General features: G+C 71.9%; 21 protein-coding genes and 1 riboswitch. Of the genes, 6 read left to right on the top strand and 15 right to left on the bottom strand.

The genetic code is table 11. The annotated features are described in order from the left end of the window. The first annotated feature begins 82 nt into the window (after positions 1-82). Positions 83-877, top strand: a complete 795-nt coding sequence (locus tag ACIBH1_RS08115; RefSeq protein ID WP_397312873.1) for an IclR family transcriptional regulator — start codon at positions 83-85, stop codon at positions 875-877. Between the two features lie 161 nt (positions 878-1038). Here the strand turns inward: ACIBH1_RS08115 and ACIBH1_RS08110 are convergent, their stop codons facing one another. The 10 genes from ACIBH1_RS08110 to ACIBH1_RS08065 all read right to left on the bottom strand — a co-directional run bounded on the left by ACIBH1_RS08110 (position 1039) and on the right by ACIBH1_RS08065 (position 10840). Continuing rightward, positions 1039-1200: a hypothetical protein gene (locus ACIBH1_RS08110; RefSeq protein WP_397312872.1), complete on the bottom strand. Its 162-nt coding sequence runs from the start codon at positions 1198-1200 to the stop codon at positions 1039-1041. Beyond that, positions 1197-1973: a DUF4097 family beta strand repeat-containing protein gene (locus tag ACIBH1_RS08105; RefSeq protein WP_397312871.1), complete on the bottom strand. Its 777-nt coding sequence runs from the start codon at positions 1971-1973 to the stop codon at positions 1197-1199. The genes ACIBH1_RS08110 and ACIBH1_RS08105 overlap by 4 nt, the downstream gene beginning before the upstream one ends. An 18-nt stretch (positions 1974-1991) precedes the next feature. Further along, on the bottom strand, positions 1992-2537 hold the full coding sequence (locus tag ACIBH1_RS08100; RefSeq protein ID WP_397312870.1) for a toxin-antitoxin system HicB family antitoxin: 546 nt from the start codon (positions 2535-2537) through the stop codon (positions 1992-1994). Between the two features lie 58 nt (positions 2538-2595). After that, on the bottom strand, positions 2596-3705 hold the full coding sequence (locus ACIBH1_RS08095) for a glycosyltransferase family 4 protein (protein WP_397312869.1): 1110 nt from the start codon (positions 3703-3705) through the stop codon (positions 2596-2598). Next, a complete protein-coding gene (locus tag ACIBH1_RS08090; protein WP_397312868.1) occupies positions 3702-5024 on the bottom strand; it encodes a M48 family metallopeptidase in 1323 nt (440 codons plus the stop codon). Before ACIBH1_RS08090 ends, ACIBH1_RS08095 begins: the two co-directional genes overlap by 4 nt. Continuing rightward, a complete protein-coding gene (locus ACIBH1_RS08085) occupies positions 5021-5794 on the bottom strand; it encodes a hypothetical protein (protein WP_397312867.1) in 774 nt (257 codons plus the stop codon). Before ACIBH1_RS08085 ends, ACIBH1_RS08090 begins: the two co-directional genes overlap by 4 nt. A gap of 79 nt (positions 5795-5873) precedes the next feature. Further along, a complete protein-coding gene (locus ACIBH1_RS08080) occupies positions 5874-6407 on the bottom strand; it encodes a C40 family peptidase (RefSeq protein ID WP_397312866.1) in 534 nt (177 codons plus the stop codon). A gap of 49 nt (positions 6408-6456) precedes the next feature. Next, a riboswitch (cyclic di-AMP (ydaO/yuaA leader) is annotated at positions 6457-6602 on the bottom strand. 245 nt (positions 6603-6847) lie between these two features. Beyond that, positions 6848-8356, bottom strand: a complete 1509-nt coding sequence (locus tag ACIBH1_RS08075) for an alpha-amylase family glycosyl hydrolase (RefSeq protein ID WP_397312865.1) — start codon at positions 8354-8356, stop codon at positions 6848-6850. Positions 8357-8455: 99 nt separating this feature from the next. Beyond that, positions 8456-9436 (bottom strand): NlpC/P60 family protein, encoded by a 981-nt coding sequence (locus ACIBH1_RS08070; protein ID WP_397312864.1) that lies wholly within the window; start codon positions 9434-9436, stop codon positions 8456-8458. Between the two features lie 84 nt (positions 9437-9520). Further along, on the bottom strand, positions 9521-10840 hold the full coding sequence (locus tag ACIBH1_RS08065; RefSeq protein ID WP_397312863.1) for an NYN domain-containing protein: 1320 nt from the start codon (positions 10838-10840) through the stop codon (positions 9521-9523). Positions 10841-10939: 99 nt separating this feature from the next. Here ACIBH1_RS08065 and ACIBH1_RS08060 point away from each other — a divergent pair, with 99 nt between their 5' ends. Next, the gene (locus ACIBH1_RS08060) at positions 10940-11977 is read left to right on the top strand and encodes a phosphotransferase family protein (RefSeq protein ID WP_397312862.1); all 1038 of its coding nucleotides are present in this window, start codon (positions 10940-10942) and stop codon (positions 11975-11977) included. Between the two features lie 10 nt (positions 11978-11987). On the opposite strand, the gene ACIBH1_RS08055 is transcribed toward ACIBH1_RS08060, so the two are convergent. Beyond that, on the bottom strand, positions 11988-12629 hold the full coding sequence (locus ACIBH1_RS08055; protein ID WP_397312861.1) for a response regulator: 642 nt from the start codon (positions 12627-12629) through the stop codon (positions 11988-11990). A gap of 100 nt (positions 12630-12729) precedes the next feature. Beyond that, complete coding sequence (locus tag ACIBH1_RS08050) at positions 12730-13905, bottom strand: sensor histidine kinase (RefSeq protein ID WP_397312859.1); 1176 nt, start codon at positions 13903-13905, stop codon at positions 12730-12732. Positions 13906-14015: 110 nt separating this feature from the next. On the opposite strand from ACIBH1_RS08050, the gene ACIBH1_RS08045 reads away from it, so the two are divergent. From ACIBH1_RS08045 to ACIBH1_RS08035, 3 genes are read left to right on the top strand one after another with little or no spacing between them, the layout of a single operon-like run. Beyond that, positions 14016-14231: a hypothetical protein gene (locus ACIBH1_RS08045; protein ID WP_397312858.1), complete on the top strand. Its 216-nt coding sequence runs from the start codon at positions 14016-14018 to the stop codon at positions 14229-14231. Further along, entirely contained in the window at positions 14228-14713 is a 486-nt protein-coding gene (locus ACIBH1_RS08040; RefSeq protein WP_397312857.1) for a PH domain-containing protein, read from the top strand. Before ACIBH1_RS08045 ends, ACIBH1_RS08040 begins: the two co-directional genes overlap by 4 nt. Further along, the gene (locus ACIBH1_RS08035; protein WP_397312856.1) at positions 14710-16302 is read left to right on the top strand and encodes a PH domain-containing protein; all 1593 of its coding nucleotides are present in this window, start codon (positions 14710-14712) and stop codon (positions 16300-16302) included. Before ACIBH1_RS08040 ends, ACIBH1_RS08035 begins: the two co-directional genes overlap by 4 nt. A gap of 594 nt (positions 16303-16896) precedes the next feature. On the opposite strand, the gene ACIBH1_RS08030 is transcribed toward ACIBH1_RS08035, so the two are convergent. The 3 genes from ACIBH1_RS08030 to ACIBH1_RS08020 all read right to left on the bottom strand — a co-directional run bounded on the left by ACIBH1_RS08030 (position 16897) and on the right by ACIBH1_RS08020 (position 21298). Next, the gene (locus tag ACIBH1_RS08030) at positions 16897-18402 is read right to left on the bottom strand and encodes a hypothetical protein (protein ID WP_397312855.1); all 1506 of its coding nucleotides are present in this window, start codon (positions 18400-18402) and stop codon (positions 16897-16899) included. A gap of 63 nt (positions 18403-18465) precedes the next feature. After that, positions 18466-19833 (bottom strand): serine/threonine-protein kinase, encoded by a 1368-nt coding sequence (locus ACIBH1_RS08025; protein WP_397312854.1) that lies wholly within the window; start codon positions 19831-19833, stop codon positions 18466-18468. Then, a complete protein-coding gene (locus ACIBH1_RS08020; RefSeq protein WP_397312853.1) occupies positions 19823-21298 on the bottom strand; it encodes a serine/threonine-protein kinase in 1476 nt (491 codons plus the stop codon). Before ACIBH1_RS08020 ends, ACIBH1_RS08025 begins: the two co-directional genes overlap by 11 nt. Before the next feature lie 60 nt (positions 21299-21358). Here ACIBH1_RS08020 and ACIBH1_RS08015 point away from each other — a divergent pair, with 60 nt between their 5' ends. Further along, positions 21359-23056 (top strand): DEDD exonuclease domain-containing protein, encoded by a 1698-nt coding sequence (locus tag ACIBH1_RS08015; RefSeq protein ID WP_397312852.1) that lies wholly within the window; start codon positions 21359-21361, stop codon positions 23054-23056. Positions 23057-23064 lie beyond the last annotated feature (8 nt).

Raw genomic sequence — 23064 nt, 5'->3', positions numbered from 1 at the left:
GCAGGGTAGTCAAAGTTTTGACCTCCGCTGAGGAGGGTTTGACCTGCACGGCATCGGGGCCACAGAGAGGTTCGATCAACGGATGGCGCGGACCCTCTCCGTTCATGAGGACGTTTCCACGCAAGCACAGCCCAGCAGTCTGGAGAAGGGGGTCGAGATCCTGCGCGCGCTGGCCGGCAACGCGCATCCGGTGGGCGTGGCCCACGTGTCACGGCAGACCGGCCTGCCCAAGTCGACGGTGCATCGGCTGCTGGGCATGTTGTGCGGGCAGCGACTGGCCCGCCGGGTGGGCACGGACTACACGCTCGACCAGGAGTTGTCGGAGCTCACGGGGGCGCTGCGCACCCGGGTGCCCGGCACGCGCCGGGTGGTGCTGCCGCATCTGCTCCGGTTGTACGAAACCACCAGGCAGACGGTCAATCTGGCCGTGGGCCAGGGCCTGGAGGCCGGCTACATCGAGCGCCTCTACGGCTGCGACCGGGTGGAGTCGCCCTCCGACGGCGTCGACCGGGCTCCGCTGCACTGCACGGCGGCCGGGAAGGTGCTGCTGGCCTTCGATCCCGAGCTTCGCCGGGCGTTCTTCAGCCACGGGGTCCTGGAACGTTTCACCCGCCGGACCATCACCCGGCTCTCCGCCCTGGAGCAGGAGCTCGCGGTGGTGCACCGGCGTGGGGTGGCCTATTCGCGCGAGGAGTTCTCCGGGGGCGTCTCCTGCGCCGCGGCCCCGGTCTTCGGGCCCGACGGGCGGATCTGCATGGCTGTCGGGGTGGCCGGTCAGGCGAACGAGAGCCGGCTGGCCGAGCACGGGCCGGCGGTCCTGCGGGTGGCGCTGGCCACGACCACCGCCCTGCGCGCCCGCCGCGGGGCTCCGGCCTGACCCTGGTCGTTGGACCGGCGAGCGGCCGGATGGGCGGCCGGGCGGGTCGCCGGGCGGGTGGCCGGGCGGGCGTGGCGGGCCGCCGCGCCGGGGAGTTCTCCGGCAGAGCCCCCGGGGTCTGCCGGAGCGGGGTTCACGGTCGTCGTCATGGCGCGCCGCCGTCAGTCGATGGCGTTGGCGAGCTGGTGGAGGGCGCTGGCGATGCGGTGCCGGACGGTGTGGCGGGGCCGGGGCGCGTTGCGCACGAGGCGGTGGTGATCGGCCTGCGCGATGCGCTCGCGGTGCTCGATGGCCAGAGCCTGGATCATGATGTCGTCGTTCATCGGGTCCTCACAATCGAGATGTCGCCGCTCAGGGTGCGGACGCTGACTTCCATGGTTCGTTCGCCCTCCGCGGGCTGCTCGCCCTGGTGGAGGGAGGAGGAGACGTCTCCGGACAGGCTGGAGAGGTCGAGCCAGGCGGCGGTGCCCTCGGGGACTCCGAGCCGCACGTCGCCCGATGTGGAGCGCACCTCGGCGTGGCCGCCTCGCACCGCCGCGAAGGACAGGTCGCCGGAGGCGGACTTGGCGATCAGGTCGCCGCCGACCTCGGTGAGGGTGACGTCGCCGGAGGCCGTGCCGACCTCGGCGGTGCCGCCGACCGAGCGCAGGACGATGTCACCCGAGGCGGTCGTGACAGTGGCCTGACCGGCGATGACGTCACATCTGACGTCACCTGACGCCGTCTTGATGCGGACGTTGTCGGCCGCCTCCACCTTCACATCGCCGGAGGCGGTGCCGAGCATCACGTCGGCGACCCGGCCGTTGACGGTGACGTCGGCGGAGGCCGTGGTCACGTCGAGGCGCGAGCCCGTGGGCAGCGCCACCGTGACGCGCAGGCTGGAGGAGCGCAGGCCGCGGCGCTCGTGCGGGGCGACGATGGAGACGGTGTCGCCGTTCTGCTCGACCCTGACCTGCTCGGCGTAGCTTTCGTCGGTGAACCTGGCCGCCTTCACCTCGACCTCGGTGGTCGTGCGGTCGGAGGCGGTGATGTCGACGCGTCCGGCGGGCACGTCGACGTGGAGCGTGATCGGCTTGGGCGTGGGGAACTCGGTCATCTCTGGTCCTCTCGTGGGTCAGCGGGCCCAGCCGCTGATGCGCTTGCCGGGTCCGGAGCGGCCGGGGGGCGGACCGTAGCCGGGCGGGGGGCCGAAGGGCGGGCCGGACTGCGGATTGCCGACCGCCGCTCCCAGCGCCCTGACCAGCCAGGCGTTCACCGAGACCCCGGCCGAGGCGGCCGACTGCTCGATGCGCGACTTGAGTGACTCGGGCAGCCGAAGGGTCATCCGGGCGGTGCCGTCCTCGCCCTCGCCCGGGAAGGGCGGGGCCGGTGGGGCCGGCGGCGCCGGGGGCTCCATGGGGGCCGCGTGCTCGGAGACGAGCGGCGCGGTGACCACGAACTGGGGCTCGCGGCCCCTGATCCGCAGCTCGACGACGCCCGGGTCGATCTGCCTGGTGACCTCGTCGGCCGCGTCGGACAGGACCTCGATCAGCGTCATGCGGACCGCGGGGTCCAGGGCCATGGCCAGCCGCTCGGCGGCCGCGCTCACGTCCGGCCCGGCGACCTCCGCCGCGGAGCCGAGCTCCCGGCGGAGGGTTTCGATGTAGGTCGTCAACTCCATGACGTCATCATGACATCATCGCGACGTCAGCGCAAGCCCTCTGTGACGGTCGTCGGCGTCATGACTGACGCAGGATGTCGTCGAAGTGCGTCATCACCTGGTCCCAGGCCCATTCCCCCAGGATCCACTCGCGGCCCAGCTCGCCCATCTTGCGGGCCCGCACCGGGTCCGACAGCAGGTCGACCAGGGCTTCCGCCAGTTCGTCGACGCCGTCGCCGTCGACGACGAGGCCGCTCTCGCCGTGCCGTACGGCGTCGGGAGCCCCGCCGGAGGAGCCGGCGACCACCGGCAGGCCGCTCGCCGACGCCTCCAGGAAGACGATGCCGAGCCCCTCGACGTCGATCCCGCGCCATCGGGTACGGCAGGGCATCGCGAAGACGTCACCCGCCGCGTAGTAGAGCGGCAGCTCCTCGGCGGGCACCGCGCCCGCGAAGCGCACCGCGTCGCCCAGGCCCGCGCCGAGACGGGCCAGGCGGCGCCGGTAGGGCCCCTCTCCGACGAGCAGCAGCACGGCGGACGGCACCGCGCGCAGCACCCGCGGCCAGGCGCGGATCAGCCGGTCCTGCCCCTTGCGCGGCACCAGCCGCGAGACGCACACGACGATCGGGCGCTCACCCAGACCCAGGCGCCGCCTGACCACCGTTCCCGGCACCTCGGGATGAAAGCGCCCCGGGTCGACGCCGGGCGCGAGCGGCACGAGCAGAGCGGAAGGGATCACCCCCTCCAGCCGGCGGCGCGTGTAGCCGCCCAGATAGGTGACGGCGTCGGCTCCGCGCGCGATGCGGCGCAGCACCGCGCGGAAGCCGGGCGTGGCCGCCCAGGAGGCCTCGTGGCCGTGGGTGAGCATGACGATCCGCCGCGCCCCGGCGGCGCGCAGCCGGGGCGCGAGCAGCCCGAGCGGCGCCGCCGCGCCGAACACGACCGTCTCGACGTCGTGCCGCTCGACCAGCGCCGCGGCCCTGCGCCCCACGTCGCGGGTGGGCAGCATGAGCGAGGTGGGATGCCGGAAGACGGGGTACGGCTGGCGCCGGTCGAAGTCGGCGGCACCGGGCCAGGACGGCGCGTAGACGAGCACGCCCGGCAGCCTGGAGACCAGGCCGTGCACGAACGACTGGATGCCGCCCGGCCGGGGCGGGAAGTCGTTGGTGACGACCAGGACCCGCGTCACGGCTCTGGGAGCCGGTTCACCAGGGCCCAGGCGCGGGCCATCGCGATGCGCTGGGGGGCGGTGGGATGCGAGGCGTAGAGCACGTACTCCAGCGCATCCGGCGACAGGTCGGCGATGTTGGTGATCGCCAGGCGCTTCTGCATGGCGATGAAGGTGGCGGGGTCGCGGGTCAGGTCGAGTGCGTTGAGGTCGGCCCTGGCCTCGATGTGGCGGCTGACGACGTTCTGGGCGGGGCCGGACAGCACGGTGGCCAGGCTCATCAGGCCCATCACCACGCCCACGGCCCTCGGGTCGGCGATCGACGACACCCCCGCGCGCCGCCGTACGAGCGGGAAGAGCAGGAACAGCAGACCCGCGCCGAACGCGGCGCCCAGCCCGCCGATCAGCGTGCCGTGCAGCACATCGTTGGTCTTGGCGTGCCCCAGCTCGTGGGCGACCACCAGTTCGACCTCGTCCTCGGGGGCCTTGAGCAGCGTGTCGTAGACGACGATGCGGCGCGTGGCGCCGAAGCCGGAGACGTAGGCGTTCAGGGCGGTGGTGCGGCGTGAGGCGTCGGCGATGAGCACGTCCTCGACCGGCACGCCGTCGCGCTGGGCCATGGCGAGCAGGTCGGTCCTGAGCTTGCTCGGCGGCATCGAGCGGAAGTCGTTGAAGAGCGGCTCGAAGACCAGCGGGTAGACGAAGGAGGCGAGCAGCGTGAAGGCGAACGCCCCGGCGGCGGCCGGAATCCACCACCGCTTCAGGCGTCTGGCCAGAGCCACCAGGACGACGATCATGATGCCGAGCATCACGACGCGCACCGCGATGTTCTTCAGCCGGTCGGCGCTCCAGGAGGCCCAGTTCTGCGTGGACAGGCCGAAGTCGCGCAGCTGGACTTCGTACCACATGCCCAGGGGCCAGCGCAGGACCTCGACGATCGCGGTGAGCACCAGGACGGCCAGCAGCACCTGGAGCCACCAGGGGCCCTTCAGGCGGGCCAGGGCCCCGCGGCCGAAGGGCGTGGCGACGAGGATCCCGGCGAACAGGATCGTCAGGCCCAGGGAGAGGTAGGAGGGCGTGCTGACGGCCGCGTCGAAGGCCTGGGAGCGGGCGATCTCGGCGGCGGTGAAGTCGCGGGCGGGGTCGGGCTGCACGGTCAGCGGCAGGAGCTGCCAGGGCGTGGTGAAGCCGACGACCGCCACGATCGCCGCGCCCAGCACGGCCAGCGCGATGCCCGCCTCCCTCCGCAGCCCTGGCCGCGTGTTGCCCGCGCCGGACAGGCCGGTGCCGTCTGGCGCCGCCTCGCCCGCCTCGGGCCCGGCGTCCTGCCGCTCGCTCATCCCGCTCCCCCTTCGAGCTGCTCGCGCAGATAAGCGCGCCATCGGGTGGTGAAGTCGCCGAAGGGCGACAAATCCGCGTCACCCTCCAGGGCATCACGGTAGAGCCTCACCAGCCGTTCCTCGCCGAACTCGGCCGCGATCATGCGGCAGGCGAGCCACGACTCCTGGTAGGCCTGCGCCAGCCGGGTCCCGCCGGGGGCGAACGCCTCCGGGCCGGGCAGCCTGTGCGGCACGTGCCCCGCGCGCACCTCCGCCGCCAGCTCGGCGGCGGCGACGGGCACGGGCAGCCCCGCGTCGCGGTAGGCGACGTAGTCGGCCAGGCCTTCCCGCAGCCACAGCGGCGCCCGGCCGGTGCCCGCGGCCACGTGGGTGAGCTCGTGGGCCAGCACCACGTCGCGGCCCGTCGGGGAGAGCGTGGCGAAGGTGGAGGGGACGACGATGACCCTGCCCCGGTCGGCCAGCGCGGCGAGCCCGTCGACGGCGCCGGTGCGGGCCAGCGCCGCGGCCCCGGCGTCGGAGGCGGGGACGACGATCAGGGGGCGCACCGGCGTCCCGAGAACCGCTCCGACCCTGACCGCCGCCCGGTCGGCCCTGCGGGCCAGATCGCCGAGCATGCCGTACGGCACGCTCCGGCCGATCACGGTGGAGCGCTCGCCCCTGGCGAAGACGGCGTCGGGGAAGTAGAGGGACAGACCCGTGGGCGCCGCGGCCGTCGCGGTCACGGTGAGGAGCGCGAGCGCTGCTGCTCTGCGGCTCACCTGGACGGACACCCTCGCAAGGGTATCCGGGCGGCGGCCGGACAGCGCGAAGGCCCCGGCCTGGGTAGGGCCGGGGCCTTCGTGCGCGGGGTCAGCCGCCCGGACGCACCGCGCCCGCGAACGACCGCTTACGCCAGCCGTCCACCTTCTCGATGCGCACGGTCTTGCCCGTGCTGGGCGAGTGGATCATCCTGCCGTTGCCGACATACATGCCCACGTGCCCGCGACCGCTGAAGAACATCAGGTCGCCGGGGCGCAGGTTGCGCCACGACACCTTCGTGCGGATGCGCGCGTACTGGCTGTGCGTCACGCGGGGGATCTTCACCCCGGCCTTCCTCCAGGAGAACTGGACGAGGCCGGAGCAATCGAACGAGCCGGGACCGGTGCCGCCGTAGCGGTACGGGTCACCCAGCTGGGCCTTGGCGGTGGCGACGGCCTTGGAGGCCCTCACCTTCTGCCTGGCGGCCCTGGCCGCACGCGCGCTCATCGTGACCTTGGCGGTCTTGGCGGTGGTGACGGCCTGGGTGCCTGCCGGCACTGCCTGCACCTGAACCGGCCGCGTGGAGGCGGCGGCGGGAGCGGTGTGGGTGACGGCCAGTCCTGTGGTCAGGACGACTCCACCCATGGCAAGGCACGACAGACGGGGGATTCGACGGGTAGACAGTGTGTCTCCTTGGGACTTCCACGAACGCCTACCGGGTTAGCTGACGGATTCGGGCGTGGAAGTCGCCCTACGGCACGGTGACGCGCCGACTCACCCCAGTACCTTGGGTCCCCGGTTCCGCGCCTCCTGGCTGCGCGGATTCGGCAAGCGGATCTCTATCTGTCCAGATCGGCGGCATTGGGGCGGCCGATGCGTGAAATGCGACGACATGGCTTGAGCGCCGCGAGGCCAGAAGGTACTCGGGTCGTGAGGGCAGGGCAAAGCGAACGTAAAGAGTCAGAATTTCGACGCCTAACAGTCAGGGCGTCAACTCCTGATAAATCCGTGGAACGTTACCAAGATGTGAGCCTCGTCACAGTCGCCTCCTCACAGCGACGGTCAAGTCACTCCTGTCACATATGTCACACCAGTTCGTAGATCGCGTAGCCGAAGCCGTCGAGCCGCGCCCCCTCCGCGCCCGATCCGAAGATCAGCCGCCCCTGAGGCGGATCGATCGGCGCGGCGGCGGGAGCGGCCCCCGGATTGACGGCGATCAGGAACCTGCCCCGGCGGTAGACGAGCGGGTATCCGGCGTGCAGCACCTCGACCTCTCCCGAGGTGCCCAGCTCCGGGTTGGCGCGTCGCAGGGCGATCAGGTCGCGCACGGTGTGCAGCAGCGAGCCCGGGTCGGCGCGCTGGTCGGCCACGTTGGGGCGGTCGGGCGAGGGGTCGGCGGGCAGGTAGGTGACGGCCGGGTCGGCCTTGTCCCACTGCATCGGGGTGCGCGAGCCCGCCCGGTTGTAGTCGGGGGTGATCTGGCTGCCCTCGAGGTCCGGCAGGCCGGGCACGTAGCGCATGCCGATCTCGTCGCCGTAGTAGATCGCCGGCAGCGTCGGCCAGGTCAGCAGGAAGGTGTAGGCGGCGCGCAGCTGCTCCGCCGTGCGGGCGCCGCTGGCCAGGCGCGGCCAGTCGTGGTTGGAGGTCGGCAGCGAGATGTGCCCGCTGCCCCCGATGACCTCGACGGCCTCGCGCCACTCCGCCAGGAAGTCCTCGGGCGAGCCGAGACCGGCCGCGTCGAAGAAGCACGACTCGACCTTCGCCCAGCGGGTCTTGACGGCGCCGTTGTCCCAGAGCGAGCGGAAGGCCATGCCGGAGAAGTGCAGGAAGAAGTCGGCGTGGAAGCCGCCGGGCACGGCGACCTTGGGGTCGCTCCACTCGCTGAGCAGGACCGCCTCCGGGTGCCGCCGGTCGATCCAGCCCCGCAGCTCGCGCCAGAGCTTGGCGGTCTCGACGCGGTCGGGGTCGTCCTTGACCAGCGAGGCGGCCATGTCCACCCGGAAGCCCGACACGCCGAGGTCGATCCAGTGGGTCATGATGTCGCGCAGTTCCTGCCGGTTGCGCCTGGGGCCCTCGGCGTCGACCGGCTGCCGCCAGGGCTCGGCGGGGTCGGTGCGGGCGTAGCCGAAGTTCAGCGCGGGCTGGAAGGAGAAGAAGTTGGGCAGGTAGGAGCCGGGACGGCTGCCGGGCGAGGGCACGAATCCGGCGACCTGGCTCTCCGACCAGATGTAGCGGTCGTCCGTGGGGTCGTCCGCGGCGGCGCGGAACCACGCGTGCTGGTCGGAGGTGTGCCCGGCGACGAGGTCGAGCAGGACGCGGATGCCCTTGCTCCTGGCGGACTCGACGAGCCTGACCATGTCGTCCTGCGTGCCGTACCTGCGGTCGACGATGCGGTAGTCGCGCACGTCGTAGCCCGCGTCGCCCATCGGGGAGTCGAAGCAGGGGTTGAGCCAGACGGCGTCGACGCCGAGCCAGGCGAGGTACTCCAGGCGGGATTCCAGGCCCGCCAGGTCGCCGATGCCATCGCCGTTGCCGTCGGCGAAGCTCTGGGGGTAGATCTGGTACAGCACTGCGTCACGCAGCCAGTCGGTCATGGGTGGCCTCGCGATCAAAGGGGGACATATCCCGCCAGCATCCCCCGACGAGGCCCGCTGTAACCGGTCGGCCGAGGGGATGTCGATCGTGCGGGCCCGCTACGGCCGTACGGCTCCGACGAGCGGTCTGCCGTAGTCGGACAGGGACACGACCTTGACCACGTCACCGGTCTGCGGCGCGTGGACGATCTTCCCGTCGCCCGCGTAGAGGCTGACGTGGCCGAGTCCCTCGCTGAAGATGAGGTCGCCGGGCTGCAGGGAGTTCAGGTCGACCATGCGGTTGTTGGTCTTGCCCCAGTTCCACTGGTCCCAGGTGGTGCGGGGCAGGTCGACGCCGCCCTGGCGCCAGGAGGCCTGGGTGAGCCCCGAGCAGTCGTAGCCGCCCGGGCCGGTGCCGCCGAACTGGTAGGGCTTGCCGACCTGGGCGTAGGCGAAGGACAGGGCGGCGGCGGCGTTGCCGGTGGCGGGGCCGGTGTACTTGATGCCGGCGCTGTTGGGGTCGCCGACCCGGTAGGCGCCGAGCCGCACGAGCAGGGCCTTCTGCTGCTTGATGAGCTTGAGCACCTCGGCGCGCTCGGCGGCGGTGCTGTCACGGTGCTTGTCGGCCTCGGCGAGGGCGGCCTGGGCCGCGTCACGCTTGGCCTTGAGCCCGCGGTTCTCCGCGTCGAACTGCTGCAGGCGCTGGGCGCGCTCGCCGGTGATCTGGCTGGACAAGGCCATGCCGTTGAGCAGGAGCGTGGGGTCGTCGCCGCCCATCATGGCGGGCCAGGAGACGACCGTGGTGCCCATCCGGTAGGTGTCGGCGGCCATCTGGGTGACCTGGCCGCGCAGCCCGGCGACGGTGGCCAGCTTCTCCTTGTAGGTGCCGTTGAGCTTGGTGTAGCGGCCGCGGGCCGTACGGTACTCCTCAGCGGCCTTGTTGTAGCGGTCCACGACCTTGTCGGCCTTGTCGTTCAGCTTCTCCAGGCGGGCCTTGGCCTGTTTGATCGTGGGTCTGGGATCGGCCATGGCCCCACCGGGATGCATCAGCAACACCCCCGCCGCCAACGCGGCGGCCAGCGGCACCCGGCCCAACCTCACAGCTTCGCCTCCCAGTGATCACGCCTGGGGCGAAATAGTACAGAAGTGGCGGATGGGAAAACCCACCTTCGCCCGATTTGTAACCTAAGCCCGTCCGAGCCTGCGCAGCAGCAATGCCGACGAAACGGGTCTGGCTGACATTTTCCGCACCGAATCGGCCACCTCGCGGTCGGAGGAGACCACGGCCACGGCCCGGCCGGCCGGTTCGGCCCGCACGAGCTGGCGGATCATGTCGTCGGCGATCTGGCCGGGCGGGCTGAAGATCACCCGGACGCCGCGCGGCGCGTTGACCGCGACGTGCGAGTTGAGCTCGGCGCCGTCGAAGACCACGGTGACCTCGATGCGCGTCTGCGCGACCAGGCCGGCCAGCGCCGTCATCAGGCGGGCCCGCTGGTCGGCCAGGGTGAGGGTGCCGTAGCCGGTCTTGGTGACGTTGTAGCCGTCGATGATCAGGTGCACCTGGGGCAGGGCGAGGATCTGGTCGAGCAGCTGCGGGTCGTCGTCGGCCAGGGCACGCGCGGGCACGCGCACGCCACCGCCCTCGGCGCTCGCGCCGACCACGGAGTCGGCGGGCCGGTGGATGGTCGTGGGCAGCGCCAGCTCCCTGCGCAGGCCGGCCGAGGCGTCCTGCAGCGCGTCGAGCAGCACGCGGATGCGGGCGTCCTCGATGCTGCGGCCCTCGCGCGCGGCCCGGCGCGAGGCCTCCAGCTGCCTCTCGACGTCGGCCAGGCGCTCCTTGAGACGGCGCACCTCGGCCTCCAGCGCGCCGGAGGCGGCCGCCTTCGACTCCAGGGCGGCGTGCGCCTCGTGGTCGAGCTCGGCGGCGCGGTGGTCGGCCGCCTTGGCGCGCCCGCGCGCGTCGTGGAGCTTGCGCCGCAGGTCGGCGTTCTCGGCGCGGGCGGCCTTGAGCTGCTCGCGCACCCGCTCGATCTCCTCCTTGGAGGCGGCCTTCTGCGCCGCCAGCTGCTCGCGCAGGCGCGTGACGGTCTGCTCCTGCGCGCTGCCCTCGGCGGCGGCGGCCACCTGCTCCAGGTCGGCGCGGGCGGCCTCGACCATGTCGGGCCAGCCGGGCGGGCGCATGAGGTAGGCGGCAGCGGCGACCACGACCGGGTCGGCGGCGGGCGGCACGGTGCCCTCGGCGAGGCTGGCGGCCAGCTCGGGCCAGCCCTTCTCGACCGCCTCCGCGACCGCCTCGCGGAACTCCTTGTCGTTCTCGAGCTGCGCGGCGATGGGAGCGCTGCCCAGCTTGGCGCGCTTGCGCGGGTCGAACTTCGCGATGTTGCGCAGGGGCGGCGGGACGAGCGCAGAGGGCATCGACCCGAGCACCTGAGCCGCCAGGTCCACCACGTTGAGCCGAACTTGCTCAGGAAGCGGACGAGACAGGCCCTCTCCGGCTGAGCTCATCCCGGTGCCTCCATCACGTTGTCTTTCTGTCACAAGGGTACGGCTGCCGAACAAGTGGTGAACCTAGACAAGCGCTTGGTTGGCGTGTACGACTGTGCCATGCCGGAGCAGCTGCGCACCTCCACCAGGGATCTCGACGACCTGCGCACCCGCCTGACCGCCTGGCTCGGCGGCCGCCTGGGCGCCCCCGCGACCGTTTCCGAGCTGGAGCGGCCCGAGGCCAACGGCATGTCCAGCGAGACGCTCTTCTTCACCATCGGTACGGCACAGCGCTGCGTGGCCCGCCTGGCCCCGGCCGCGGAGGCCGTCCCGGTGTTCCCCAGCTACGACCTGGGCACGCAGTTCGAGGTGATGCGCCTGGCCGGAGAGCTGGTCGCCGCCCCCAGGGCCCTGTGGTACGAACCGGACCCCGGCTTCCTCGGGGCGCCGTTCCTGGTGATGGAGCGGGAGGAGGGCATGGTGCCGCCGGACGTCATGCCGTACACCTTCGAGGGCTGGCTCCTGGAAGCCGCGCCGGAGCAGCGGCGCGCCCTGCAGGACCGCACGGTCGCGATGCTGGCGCGGCTGCACCAGGCCCAGGTGCCGCCGGGGCTGTTCCCGGACTCCGGGCTGCGCGCCCACGTCGACGCCTCGCGGGCCTACTACGAGTGGGCGCACTCCGCGATGCGCATCCCGCTGCTGGAGCGGGCGTTCGGGTGGCTGGAGGAGCACTGGCCGGACGCGCCCGGACCCGACGTGCTCAGCTGGGGCGACGCGCGGATCGGGAACGTGATGTACCGCGACTTCGCGCCGGTGGCGGTGCTCGACTGGGAGATGGCGGCGCACGCCCCCCGCGAGGTCGACCTGGGGTGGATGATCTTCCTGCACCGGTTCTTCCAGGACGTCGCCGAGGTGTTCGAGCTGCCTGGGTTACCGGACTTCATGCGGCGGGAGGACGTCTGCGCCGCCTACCGCGACGCTTCGGGGTACGAGCCGCGGGACATGGGGTTCTACGAGATGTACGCGGCGCTCCGGCACGGGATCATCATGGCCAGGGTGTGGCACCGGCGGATCCACTTCGGGGAGCAGGAGATGCCTGACGATCCCGACGACCTGGTGATGCACCGCGCGGCGATCGAGCACATGCTCGCTTCGTGATCTCCCGGGGTCACGTCGCGTCGTAGACCAGCAGGGCGATCTGCACCCGGTTGTTGAGGTCGAGCTTGGTCAGGATGCGCGAGACGTGCGCCTTGACCGTGGCGACGCTCATGTACAGCTCCGCGCCGATCTCGGCGTTCGACCTGCCCTGGCCGACCGCCATCGCCACCTCGCGCTCCCTCTCGCTCAGCTTGCCGAGCAGGGTGCGCGCCCGCGTGCGCCGGTCGTCGTTGCCGTCGGCGACATGCGTGATCAGCTGGCGCGTCACGACCGGGGACAGGATCGGCTCGCCGCGCGAGACCCTGCGGATGGCCTCCACCAGCTCCACCGGAGGGATGTCCTTCAGCAGGAAACCGGCGGCTCCCGCGCGCAGCGCCCGCAGGACCTGGGCGTCGGCGTGGAAGGTGGTCAGCACCACCACCTCGGGCGGCGCCGGGGCCGCCCTGAGGGCCTCGGTGGCGGTCAGGCCGTCGACCTCGGGCATGCGGATGTCCATCAGCACCACGTCGGGCTTGTGCAGGGCGACCAGGCGGGGCACCTCGGCGCCGTCGGCGGCCTCACCCACCACCTCGACGTCGGCGACACCGCCGAGGATCATCGACAGGCCGGCACGCACCAGGGCGTCGTCGTCCACGATGGCCACACGGATCATGCCGTCCACCCTGTCACACCCACCTTCCCCTACGTCTTCCAAGGTGTGCTCGCTCACGTCTTCCACGGCCGTCGGCTTACGCCTCCCACGGCCCGCCCGCTCACGTCTTCCACGGGAGCCAGGCCTCCACCTCGAACTCGCCCTCCGGTGTCGGCCCGTAGCTGAGCCGTCCCCCCAGCAGCGAGGCCCGCTCCGTGAGCCCGATCAGCCCCGACCCGGAGCCGGGGATCCCCATCCCCCGCCCCGCCCTGGCCGGGAGCCGGTTGCGCACCCGGATGCCGAGCCCCTGACCCGCCACCCCGCCCACACTGATCGACACCGGCACCTCGGGAGCGTGCTTGCGCGCGTTCGTCAGCGCCTCCTGCACGATCCGATACGCGTCCCGCCCCACCCGCTCGGGCACCTCGCCCGCCTCGACCTCCAGCTCCACCCTCATCCCCGCCTGACGACACTCGGCGACCAGGCCCGGCAGGTCGTCCAGGGTGGGCTGCGGGCGCTCGGGCGTCGGCTCCTCGGCGTCACCGGCGCGCAACACCCCGATGACCTCGCGCAGATCCTGCAGCGCCTGGTGCGCGCTGCCCCTGATCGCCCCCGCCGCCCTGGAGACCTCCTCCGCCGGAGCGTCGGGGCGGAACTCCAGCGCCCCGGCGTGCAGGCTCAGGATCGAGATCCGATGGGCCAGGACGTCGTGCATCTCGCGGGCGATGCGCTCGCGTTCCAGCCGCCTGGCCTCCTCGGCCGCCTGGTCGGCCTGCGCCCGCAGCGACCACACCAGCTGCCGCCTGGCCCTGACCACCATGCCCCAGGCGAAGATCGCCAGCAGCGCCGCCTCCGTGACACCCACGTTCACCCAGAACGGCAACGTCGGATCCGGCCGCAGCTGCGCCGACGGCAGCACCGTGAGGAGGTTGACCAGCAGGATCGGCCCCGACACGTTGAACGCCCGGTGCACCGCCACCGTGAACAGCGCGACGGCGGCCGGCGGCCCGGCCAGGATGAAGTAGGTGGTGATCACCGTCATCACCAGGCACAACCCGACCGGCCACCTCCGCCGCAGCCACACCGCCACGCAGGCCAGCGCGGCCAGGAGCTGCTCGAAGTCGGAGACGCGGGTGCCCGACGCCTGGAGCTCGCCGAGCAGCGCCAGCGTGGCGAACGCGCAGAGCGCGAAGATCACGATGTCGACGAACCAGTCACGCGTCGAGCGCTTGACCGGCCGTCCGTCCTGCCCGTCCCCCAGCAGGACCGAGGGGAGCAGCCACCGATACTCCGTCACACCATCCGAGCCTAGGCGCTGCGACCTGCGAGAAGACAGCTACCAAAGTCGGTGGGTCGTTCGACTGTGGTCCGACGCGGCGAGCGGCTCCCATGGGCCACTCTGGGACCATGAGGGTGTTTCTGGAGGTCGTCGGCGTCCTGGCCGTGATCCAGGGTGTCGGCGCCGCCATCAGCGACAGCGGCTGGTTCGTGATCAACCTGCTGCCCGTCCTCGACGGGCACGAACTGTTCGCGGGCATCGCCGTCGCCGTGCTCGGCGCGGCGACCTGCCTGGCGGCGGCGTCGCAGAGTTCTCGCAATGTCCAGAAGAAGGAACGACGGTGACCACACTCCGACCTCCGCGCAACCAGGTGGATCCCAGGGCCGTGGCCTGGTGGACGACCGAGCGGCTGATCCTTTCCGTGATCGTGGTGGGTGTCGCGTTCGCCGCCTACTGGTTCTTCACCGACCGGCCGTGGTGGCTGACGCTGCTCGTGGTGGCGCTGGCGGTGTTCTGTTCCGTCATGTCGTTCGTGGGACCGCGGATGCTCTACCGCTTCCAGCGGTGGGAGGTGACGGAGGAGGCCGTGTACACACGCAAGGGCTGGTTCGAGCAGACGTGGCGGGTGGCGCCGATGTCGCGCATCCAGACGGTCGACACCAAGCGGGGGCCGTTGCAGCGCATGTTCGGGCTGGCGGACGTGAAGGTGACGACCGCGTCGGCGTCGGGGGCGATCGCCATCGAGGCACTGGACGCCGATCTCGCCGCCGACCTCGCGGCACGGCTCACCGCGATCACCCAGGCGACACCGGGTGACGCCACGTGAGCGCCCCCACCGGCCCGTCCGAGCGTCCGGAGGGCTTCACACCGGCGCAGGCGTCGCCGTCGGCGGCAGACCGGGCACCCGTGGCGGGCCCGTCAACCGACCCCGCTCCCGCCGGCTGGCGCACCCTCGACAGCAGGAGCCTGGCCGCCTCCTCCGTCCTCTCCCTCGCCATCGCCGTCCCCGTCACGCTCGCCGTCCTGCGCTTCGCCAACGGTCAGCACTGGCCGATGTTCTGGATCGTCGCCGCGTGCGCCGCCGCCCTCGTCCTGGTGATCATCTCGGTGCTCACCTACGACCTGCTCCGCCTGCGCACCACCACCTGGCGGCTCACCGCCGAGCGCCTGGAACTGCGCAGCGGCATCGCCGTACGCCAGCACCGCTCCATCCCCCGCGACCGGGTGCGCAGCGTCGACCTCAAGGCCGACCCCGTGCGCCGCGTCCTGGGCCTGTCCGTCGTCAAGGTGGGCACCGGCGAGCACAACGCCGGCGGCGACAGCACCCTCACCCTCGACCCGCTGAGCCGTACGGAGGCCGAGCACCTGCGCGGCGTGCTCCTCCACTCCGAACACCACGCTGCCGAGGGCACGGCCGCCGAGCAGGGCCCGCTGTCGAGCTTCGACTGGTCGTGGACCAGGTTCGCGCCGCTGACCGTGTGGTCGTTCATCGGCGCCGCCCTGGTCGTCGGCATCGTCTCCAAGCCGCTCGGCTGGCTCGGCATCGACCTGTGGGACAACGCCGTACGGCAGGCCGCCTGGGGCTGGCTCACCGCCGACCCGTGGCTGCGCGTCCCGCTGATCCTGCTGGCCAACGTGCTGCTCGGCGTCGTCGGCGCCGCCGTCGTGTTTGCCGTCCAGTGGGGCAACTACCGCCTGGAGGAGGAGCCGGGACGCCTGAAGCTGAGCCGCGGCCTGCTCACGACCCGCTCGCTCACCATGGAGGAGCGCCGCCTTCGAGGCGTGGAACTGTCGGAGCCCCTCCTGGCCCGCCTGGGCGGCGCGGCGCGCCTCAAGGTGGTGGCCACCGGCCTCAAGCGCAAGGCGGAGGAGAACGAGTCGGCCGAGGACCTCTCGGCGCTGACGCCGCCGCTGCCCCGCGCCGACGCCGTACGGCTCGCCGACCATTTCACCGGCGGCCCCCTCCCCCGCCTGCACCCCCACCCGCCCGCGGCGCGCGCCAAACGGGTACGCATGTCGCTGATCGAGGTCGCCGTCATCGTGGCCGCGCTCGCCGCCGCCGACTGGCTGTGGCTGCCGTCGTGGGTGTGGGCGGCATTGATCGCCTACGTCCCGTTCACGCTGTGGCACGCCCGCGCCGACTACCGCGCCCTCGGCAACGCCCTCGCGCCCAGGCACCTGATCACGCGGATGGGGGTGAGCAACCTGCGCACGGTGGCGCTGGAGCGCAAGGGGATCATCGGGTGGGAGATCAAGCAGTCGTACTTCCAGCGGCGGCTCGGGTTGATCACCGTCCGCGCGACGACGGCGGCTGGGGCTGGGCATTACGACGTGGTGGACGTGGGGCAGGACCACGGGCTGGAACTGGCGGGGGAGGCTGTACCGGGGCTGCTGGAGCCGTTCGTGGTGCGGTGAGCAGCCGTCGGGAGGGTGCTGCGGGGGTGGGCTCGATCGCGGTGGTCTGGAGTTGGCGCGCATCAGGGCGTCGCCGTCCTCGTGCCCGTACGACCCCGATGGCTCTCGGGGGCTGCAGGAGCGGCCATCCGATTCCGCATCCTCATCGACCAGTACGGGGCGGATCCGCACGCTCCTGACTGGGACCTCGATCACATCGCTTGTCATCGATGCCGTCCCTCTCACCAGTGCCCAGGCACGGGGGCTGAGCGAGGGCTGGCAGGGACATCCGACCGAGCTGATCCACACACTTCGTCACGCGAAGAACGTCAGCACGGCGCTCCAGCCGCGACTCACACATCCTCCCCTGACACGTCAGCGACAGGCCTCCGAAGTGCATGTTCGGCCTTCCTGCCTCGCGCTCAAGCCTGCTTGCCCATCTCCTGGCCTCGCCGCAGCTCCCAAAGCCCTCCCCTCACGGCAACGGCCGGGGAGCGCGAGGGGCCGGCAGGCCCCTCGTCCGGGGGTGTGGGGGTGCGCCGCCAGGCGCACCCCCACCGGGCACAGCCCGAGCACGCATGCGCCGAAGGCGCACGACCCGCGAGGACCATGCTGTCAGCTGCCGGTGGCGCCGCCCTTGAGGTAGGCCTCCACGGCCTTGGCGATGGTCATGGCGCCCGCGTCAGCCTCCTTGGGCTCGAAGATCTTCACCTTCGGGCTGTTGTTGGCCGCGTCCACAGGCAGCACCGCCCCGGCGTACGAGATCTCGATCACCAGTGCCCCCTTCCTGACGAACAGGTTCGTGCCCCCGTTGAAGAACTCGTTCTTCCGGTCTCCCAGGTACTGCGAGAACGCCGCCTCTCCCAGCCCCTTGTGGTCGGTGAGGGGCCCCCAGGTCATGCGCTTGTCGCCGATGAAGTCCTGCATCAGCTTCGCCGAGCCGTACTTCTTGGTGTAGAAGCCCTTCGCCGACACGGGGTCGGCCGTGCCTGCGCGGTTGGCGAAGTCGTGGATGGTGATCATGACGGAGGCGAGGCGTTTCATCCCGGCGGAGGCGGGTCCGTTCTGGGTGAGCCAGCGGCATTCGGTCTGCCTGTCGTTGCCGTCCTCCAGGGCGCGGGTGCGCAGCTGGGCGTCGGGGACGAGGGCCGTGGCGGCCTCGGAGGCCGCCTGGCAGAGCGGGGGCATGGCGGCGAGCGTCGACTGCGAGGGGGTGGGGCGGGCGCTGGGCGAGGTGGTGGCGGCGGGTTTGGGTGAGGCGAGCGCGCCGGGGTGCTTGGCCTGCCAGTCGGCCAGGCCCTTGGCGACGTGCCCGATGATGCCGCTGACCTCGCGGACGGCGTTGGCCTCGGTGATGGACTGCTTGGTGTCGTTGGTGAGCACCAGGGCGTCCTTGCGCTGCTGGCCGGCCTGGAAGCGTACTTCGATCGTCATGTCGCCGACGCGGCCGAAGGCCTGGCCGTACGCGTAGGCGAGGACCTTGTCGCGGCGCCAGGTGTACTGCGCGTAGGCGCCGTCGCCGACGCCGGGGATGTCGGTGACGGAGGAGGAGTAGTCCTTCTCGCCCGGTTTGAGGGTGGGTTTGTGGGTCTCGCGGTAGCGGGCGGAGGTGTAGTCGAAGTCGTAGGACTGCTCGGCCATGGCGCGGCCGGTCTTGGCGCCGTCGGCCTTGTGCTGGTCGATCTTGACTTCGATGGTGCGCGAGCGCGTGTATTCGCCGAAGGAGATGTTGAGGTTCTCCCAGGTGCAGTCGAAGTTGACCGTGTAGTCGCTCTCGCGTGAGTCGCCGCGCACGGTGGCGTCGGGCACCAGGCGTTCGACTTCCTGCTTGGGCAGCATGGTGCAGACGTCGGGCGGGGCGGCGGCCACCGCGGCGGCGGGGGCCTGCGAGGTCTTGACGTCGACGACGTCGGGGGTGCCCGCCGGGCTGCTGGTGGAGCGGTTCTCGAGCCACAGGTAGCCGCCCACGCCCCCGCCGACCAGCACGACCACGACCGCGGCGCCAACGGGCAGGATCCAGCCGCGTCGCCGCTGCGGCTGCGGCTGGGTCGGCGGCTGGGTCGGCGGCTGGTAGTACGGCTGCTGCGGCATTCGGTAGGGGTTGGTGGGGGGTTCGGTCACTGAGACTCCCGAGGTAAGCCCATCAGATGGCGACACATGCTAGTAATGGCGCTTGCAGGATGCTTAAAGCTCCTTCGCGATGGTCTGGGCGGCCTTCTGGGCGATGTCGCGATCCTCCGGTGAGAGCCCGCTGTCGCGCCGTACGTCCAGGGAGACCTCGACCAGCAGGTTGCTCAGCCGGAAACGCACGGTGCTCCGCCCCCGGTTCCTGCCGGTCTGGTCGTCGTGCTGGATGTAGGCGGCCTCCCCGACTCCCTGCAGATCGGTCACGTCGCCCTGGTTGACCCGTTCGCCGTCGAAGACCCTCTTGGCCACCTCGGGACCGCTCACCTTGCCCGACGGCTGCTGCGGCCGCAGCCTGAGCGTCAGCGTGCGCTCCGCCGTACTGCGCACGAACCTCTTCCACCCGCACACCCCCGCGGCTCCGCGCGACAGCTCCACGTCGCCGCCGCCGAGCAGGCCCGCGGCCTGCTCGGCGGTGATCACCTCGCACGGATCGGGCGCCGTCGCGAACCGGCCGGTCTCGGCCGGCCGGTTCAGTACGGCGAAGCCGCCCCACGCCAGCCCGCCCGCCACCACGAGCGCGACGGGCGCCAGGAGCCACTTCTTGCTGATCGGCGCCCGCGACGGCCGCAGGGACAGCCTCCGCTCGACCTCCTCGGCGGCGGGCCGGCGCGCCGGATCCTTGGACAGCAGGTCCATGATGAGCGAGCCCAGTTCCCGCCCCGCCCGCTTGGGGAAGGGCGGATCCTGCATGATCACGGCGGCGACCACGGCGGCCGGGATCGGCCGCTCGAACGGGCCGCGCCCCTCGACCGCCGCGTAGAGGGCCGCGCCGAGCGACCACAGGTCGGAGGAGGGCCCGGCGGGCTGGCCGTTGAACCGCTCGGGCGCCATGTAGGCGGGCGAGCCGGCGCTGCTGAAGCCGTCGCTGCTGCCGTAGATGGGGGTGGCGATGCCGAAGTCGGTCAGCATCGCGGTGCCGTCGCTGTCGAGCAGGATGTTGCCGGGCTTGACGTCCTGGTGGAGCATGCCGTGCGCGTGCGCGACCCGCAGGGCCGACAGCACCCGCTGCCCGATGCGTGCCACGTGCTCGGCGGGGAGCGGGCCGTGCTCGGCGATGACCTTGTCAAGGGAGCGGCCGGTGGCCAGATCCATGACGATCCACGGCTGGCCCCCTCGGTCGGCGGGGTCGACGACCACGTCGTGCACGAGGACGATGGCCGGGTCGCGCAGCCGTCCCGCGGACTGGGCCTCGCGGATGGCGCGCTGGACGAACTCCGCCCGCTGGCGCGGGTCGGCGGGCATGCGGACCTGCTTGACGGCGACGAGCCGGTTGAGCATCACGTCGTGGGCGCGCCAGACGGTGCCGGCCCCGCCCTCGCCGAGCCGTTCGAGCAGCCGGTAGCGGCCCGCCAGCTCACCCTGCACGGTTCAGCGCCTGTTCTGTGGCCTTGGCGGCTCTGAGGGCGGTCTGCCGGATGTCGTCGTCGGTGGGCTTGGTCATGATGGTCGTGTAGTCGACGCGCACCACCAGGTTGGCCAGCCGGTAGTAGACGCGCCCGGTGTGCACGCGCCCGTCGGGGCCGGTCATCTCCATGGCGAAGGCCTCCTCGCCCACGCCCTGCAGCCACCGCGACTTGGTGAAGGCCGCCTTCTGCGCCTTGCCGACGCCGATCTCCGGCCAGGACCAGGTGCCCTTCGACTCGCTCCACTTGCGGTCCTGGGCGATCATCAGCGAGCGGGCGCGCTCGGGGGTCATCGCCCACGGGCTGGGCGCGTCGGAGTCCTTCTGCGCCTGCACCTGCAGGCCCATGTTGACCGCCGTCCACCCGCACGACGGCCCCTCGTCGTCGGTGTCGGCCACGCCCTTGGGAGGGTTCTTGGCCGGGAGCATGGCGCCGACCTGCTCGGGGGTGAGCAGCGTGCACAGGTCGACGGGCAGGGTGAAGGCGGTGGGCTTGGCGGGCGCGCGGTTCAGGTACAGGTAGCCGCCCACGCCCGCGGCCACCAGCACGGCGGCGGCCGTCGTCACGATCACGGCGGCTTTCGTACGGCGGGGCCTGCGGCTCAGCCGCGTCGCCTCGGGCAGGTCGACCTGCCGGCCCGCGGCGAGCTGCCGCAGAGCGTGCAGCGCCGCCTGCGTCGACGGGCGCGAGGCCGGGTGGGGCGCCATCATCGCGTTGAACAGCGGCACCCGGCAGGGCGGCGGCGGCCCGCTCAGGGTGGCGCGGATGCGGTCGGCCGCCTGGCCCTCGTAGGCCGGGCGCCCCTCGACCGCCGAGTAGAGCGTGGCGCCGAGCGACCACAGGTCGCTGCCGGGGCCGCCGAGCTCGCCCTCCAGGCGTTCGGGGGCGATGAAGCCGGGTGAGCCGATCATCATCCCGGCCTGGGTGAGCGTCGCCTGGCCCTCCTGGCGGGCGATGCCGAAGTCGGTGAGCACCACGCGGCCGGTGTCGGTGAGGAAGATGTTGCCCGGCTTGACGTCGCGGTGCTGCAGTCCTTGCGCGTGGGCGGCCATGAGCGCGTCGAGCACCTCGGCGCCGATGCGGGCGACCTGCTCGGGGGCCATCGGGCCGTGATCGCGTACGGCGTCGCCGAGGTTGCGGCCGCGCAGCAGCTCCATGACGAGCCACGGCCTGCCGTACTCCTCCACCACGTCGTGCAGCGCCACGATCGCCGGGTGGCGCAGGCTGCCGGTCACCTGGGCCTCGCGCACCGCCCTGGTGAGCATCTCGCGCCTGCTCGCCTCGTCCATGCCCTCGGGCAGGGTGAGCTCCTTGACCGCGACCTCACGGTCAAGGATCTCGTCGCGGGCGTGCCAGACGGTCCCCATACCGCCGGCGCCCAGCTGCCGGATGAAGGTGTAGCGCCCGGCCAGTCGTCCCCCAGACATAAAGGGCAGAGTAACGGACCTGCCAAGGAACTGTCGGTGGCCCCTTCTAAGGTCTTGGTCGTGGACGCGGTTCAGGGCACTCTCGACGAGTTGGGCACACCCCTTCAGGAGGTGACCTTCGTCGTCTTCGACCTCGAGACCACCGGGGGTTCCCACGCCGAGCACGCCATCACCGAGATCGGCGCGGTCAAGGTGCGCGGGGGCGAGGTGCTCGGGGAGTTCGCGACCCTGATCGACCCCGGCGGGCCGATCCCGCCGTTCATCTCCGTGCTGACGGGCATCACCGACGCGATGGTGGTCGCCGCCCCGCGCATCGAGGCGGTGCTGCCCTCCTTTCTCGAATTCATCTCCGGCACGGTGCTCGTGGCCCACAACGCCGGATTCGACACCGGTTTCGTCAAGGCCGCCTGCCAGAGACACGGCTACGCGCCGCCGAAGAACGCCGTGCTCGACACCGTCGACCTGGCGAGGCGGGTGCTGACGCGCGACGAGACCCCCAACCACAAGCTGAGCACGCTCGCGCGCTTCTTCCACAGCACCACCGAGCCGATCCACCGCGCCCTGCACGACGCGCGCGCCACCGTCGACGTGCTCCACGGCCTCATCGCCCGTTCGGGCTCCTTCCAGGTGCACACCTTCGAGGAGCTGAAGTCGTTCGTCCGCGCGCCCACGCCCGAGCAGCAGCGCAAGCGCCACCTGGCCGAGCACGTCCCCCACGCCCCCGGCGTCTACCTGTTCGAAGACAGCCGCGGCGAGGTGCTCTACATCGGCAAGTCGACCAACCTGCGCAACCGGGTGCGCTCCTACTTCACCGCCAGCGAGACCCGCCCCCGCATCCGCGAGATGATCGGCATCGCCGAGCGGGTGCGCCACGTGGTGTGCGCCACGACGCTCGAGGCCGAGGTGCGGGAGCTGCGGCTGATCGGCGGCGCCAAACCGCGCTACAACCGGCGGTCGAAATTCCCCGACAAGGTCGTCTGGCTCAAGCTCACCGACGAGCCGTTCCCGCGCCTGTCCATCGTGCGCGAGCTGCGCGGCGACTCCGCCACCTACCTCGGCCCCTTCCCCAACCAGCAGGCCGCCGACGACGCCCGCACCGCCCTCTACGACACCGTGCCGCTGCGCCAGTGCTCCGACCGCCTGTCGCTCACCGGCGGCCGCCGCGCGTGCGTGCTGTACGAAATGGGCCGCTGCGGCGCGCCCTGCGAGGGCAAGGAGTCGGTCGCCGATTACTCCGCCCACACCGACGTGGCCCGCCGCGCCATGCTCACCGACATCACGCCCGTCTACACCGCGCTGCTGGCCCGCATGGAACGCCTGTCGGTCGAGCAACGCTACGAAGAGGCCTCCCTCGACCGCGACCGCCTCGCCGTCTACGTCCGTACGGCGGCGCGCATGCAACGCCTGACCGCCCTCACCCGCATCCCCCACCTGGTGGCCGCCTCCCCCGCCTTCGACGGCGGCTGGGAGATCCACGTGGTGCGCCACGGCCGCCTGTGCGCCGCCGGCGTCATGCCCCGCGGCGCCCACCCGACCCCGTTCGTCGACTCCCTCATCGCCCGCGCCGAAACCGTCATCCCTGGCCACGGCCCCGTCCACGCCGCCACCGCCGAGGAGAGCGAGACCATCCTGCGCTGGCTGGAGTCACCCGGCGTGCGCCTCGTCCAGGTGGAGGGCGACTGGGCCCTGCCCGTGCACGGCGCGGCGCGTGTGAAGGCCCGGCTCGACCAGGCCTACCAAGGCGGGTATCCGCGCTGAGTCCGGGG

This window comes from Nonomuraea sp. NPDC050663, from assembly GCF_044456985.1.
Lineage (GTDB): Bacteria > Actinomycetota > Actinomycetes > Streptosporangiales > Streptosporangiaceae > Nonomuraea.
Note: the sequence above shows the minus strand (reverse complement) of the source record. Positions and strands in the feature narration are given on the sequence as shown.

Bases quoted from the DNA above. Each gene is read 5' to 3' on its own strand.
- ACIBH1_RS08100 (WP_397312870.1), bottom strand. From the start codon at position 2,537: ATGGAGTTGACGACCTACATCGAAACCCTCCGCCGGGAGCTCGGCTCC.
- ACIBH1_RS08110 (WP_397312872.1), bottom strand. From the start codon at position 1,200: ATGAACGACGACATCATGATCCAGGCTCTGGCCATCGAGCACCGCGAG.
- ACIBH1_RS08065 (WP_397312863.1), bottom strand. From the start codon at position 10,840: ATGAGCTCAGCCGGAGAGGGCCTGTCTCGTCCGCTTCCTGAGCAAGTT.
- ACIBH1_RS08090 (WP_397312868.1), bottom strand. From the start codon at position 5,024: ATGAGCGAGCGGCAGGACGCCGGGCCCGAGGCGGGCGAGGCGGCGCCA.
- ACIBH1_RS08115 (WP_397312873.1), top strand. From the start codon at position 83: ATGGCGCGGACCCTCTCCGTTCATGAGGACGTTTCCACGCAAGCACAG.
- ACIBH1_RS08075 (WP_397312865.1), bottom strand. From the start codon at position 8,356: ATGACCGACTGGCTGCGTGACGCAGTGCTGTACCAGATCTACCCCCAG.
- ACIBH1_RS08060 (WP_397312862.1), top strand. From the start codon at position 10,940: ATGCCGGAGCAGCTGCGCACCTCCACCAGGGATCTCGACGACCTGCGC.
- ACIBH1_RS08055 (WP_397312861.1), bottom strand. From the start codon at position 12,629: ATGATCCGTGTGGCCATCGTGGACGACGACGCCCTGGTGCGTGCCGGC.
- ACIBH1_RS08105 (WP_397312871.1), bottom strand. From the start codon at position 1,973: ATGACCGAGTTCCCCACGCCCAAGCCGATCACGCTCCACGTCGACGTG.
- ACIBH1_RS08045 (WP_397312858.1), top strand. From the start codon at position 14,016: ATGAGGGTGTTTCTGGAGGTCGTCGGCGTCCTGGCCGTGATCCAGGGT.
- ACIBH1_RS08020 (WP_397312853.1), bottom strand. From the start codon at position 21,298: ATGTCTGGGGGACGACTGGCCGGGCGCTACACCTTCATCCGGCAGCTG.
- ACIBH1_RS08080 (WP_397312866.1), bottom strand. From the start codon at position 6,407: ATGGGTGGAGTCGTCCTGACCACAGGACTGGCCGTCACCCACACCGCT.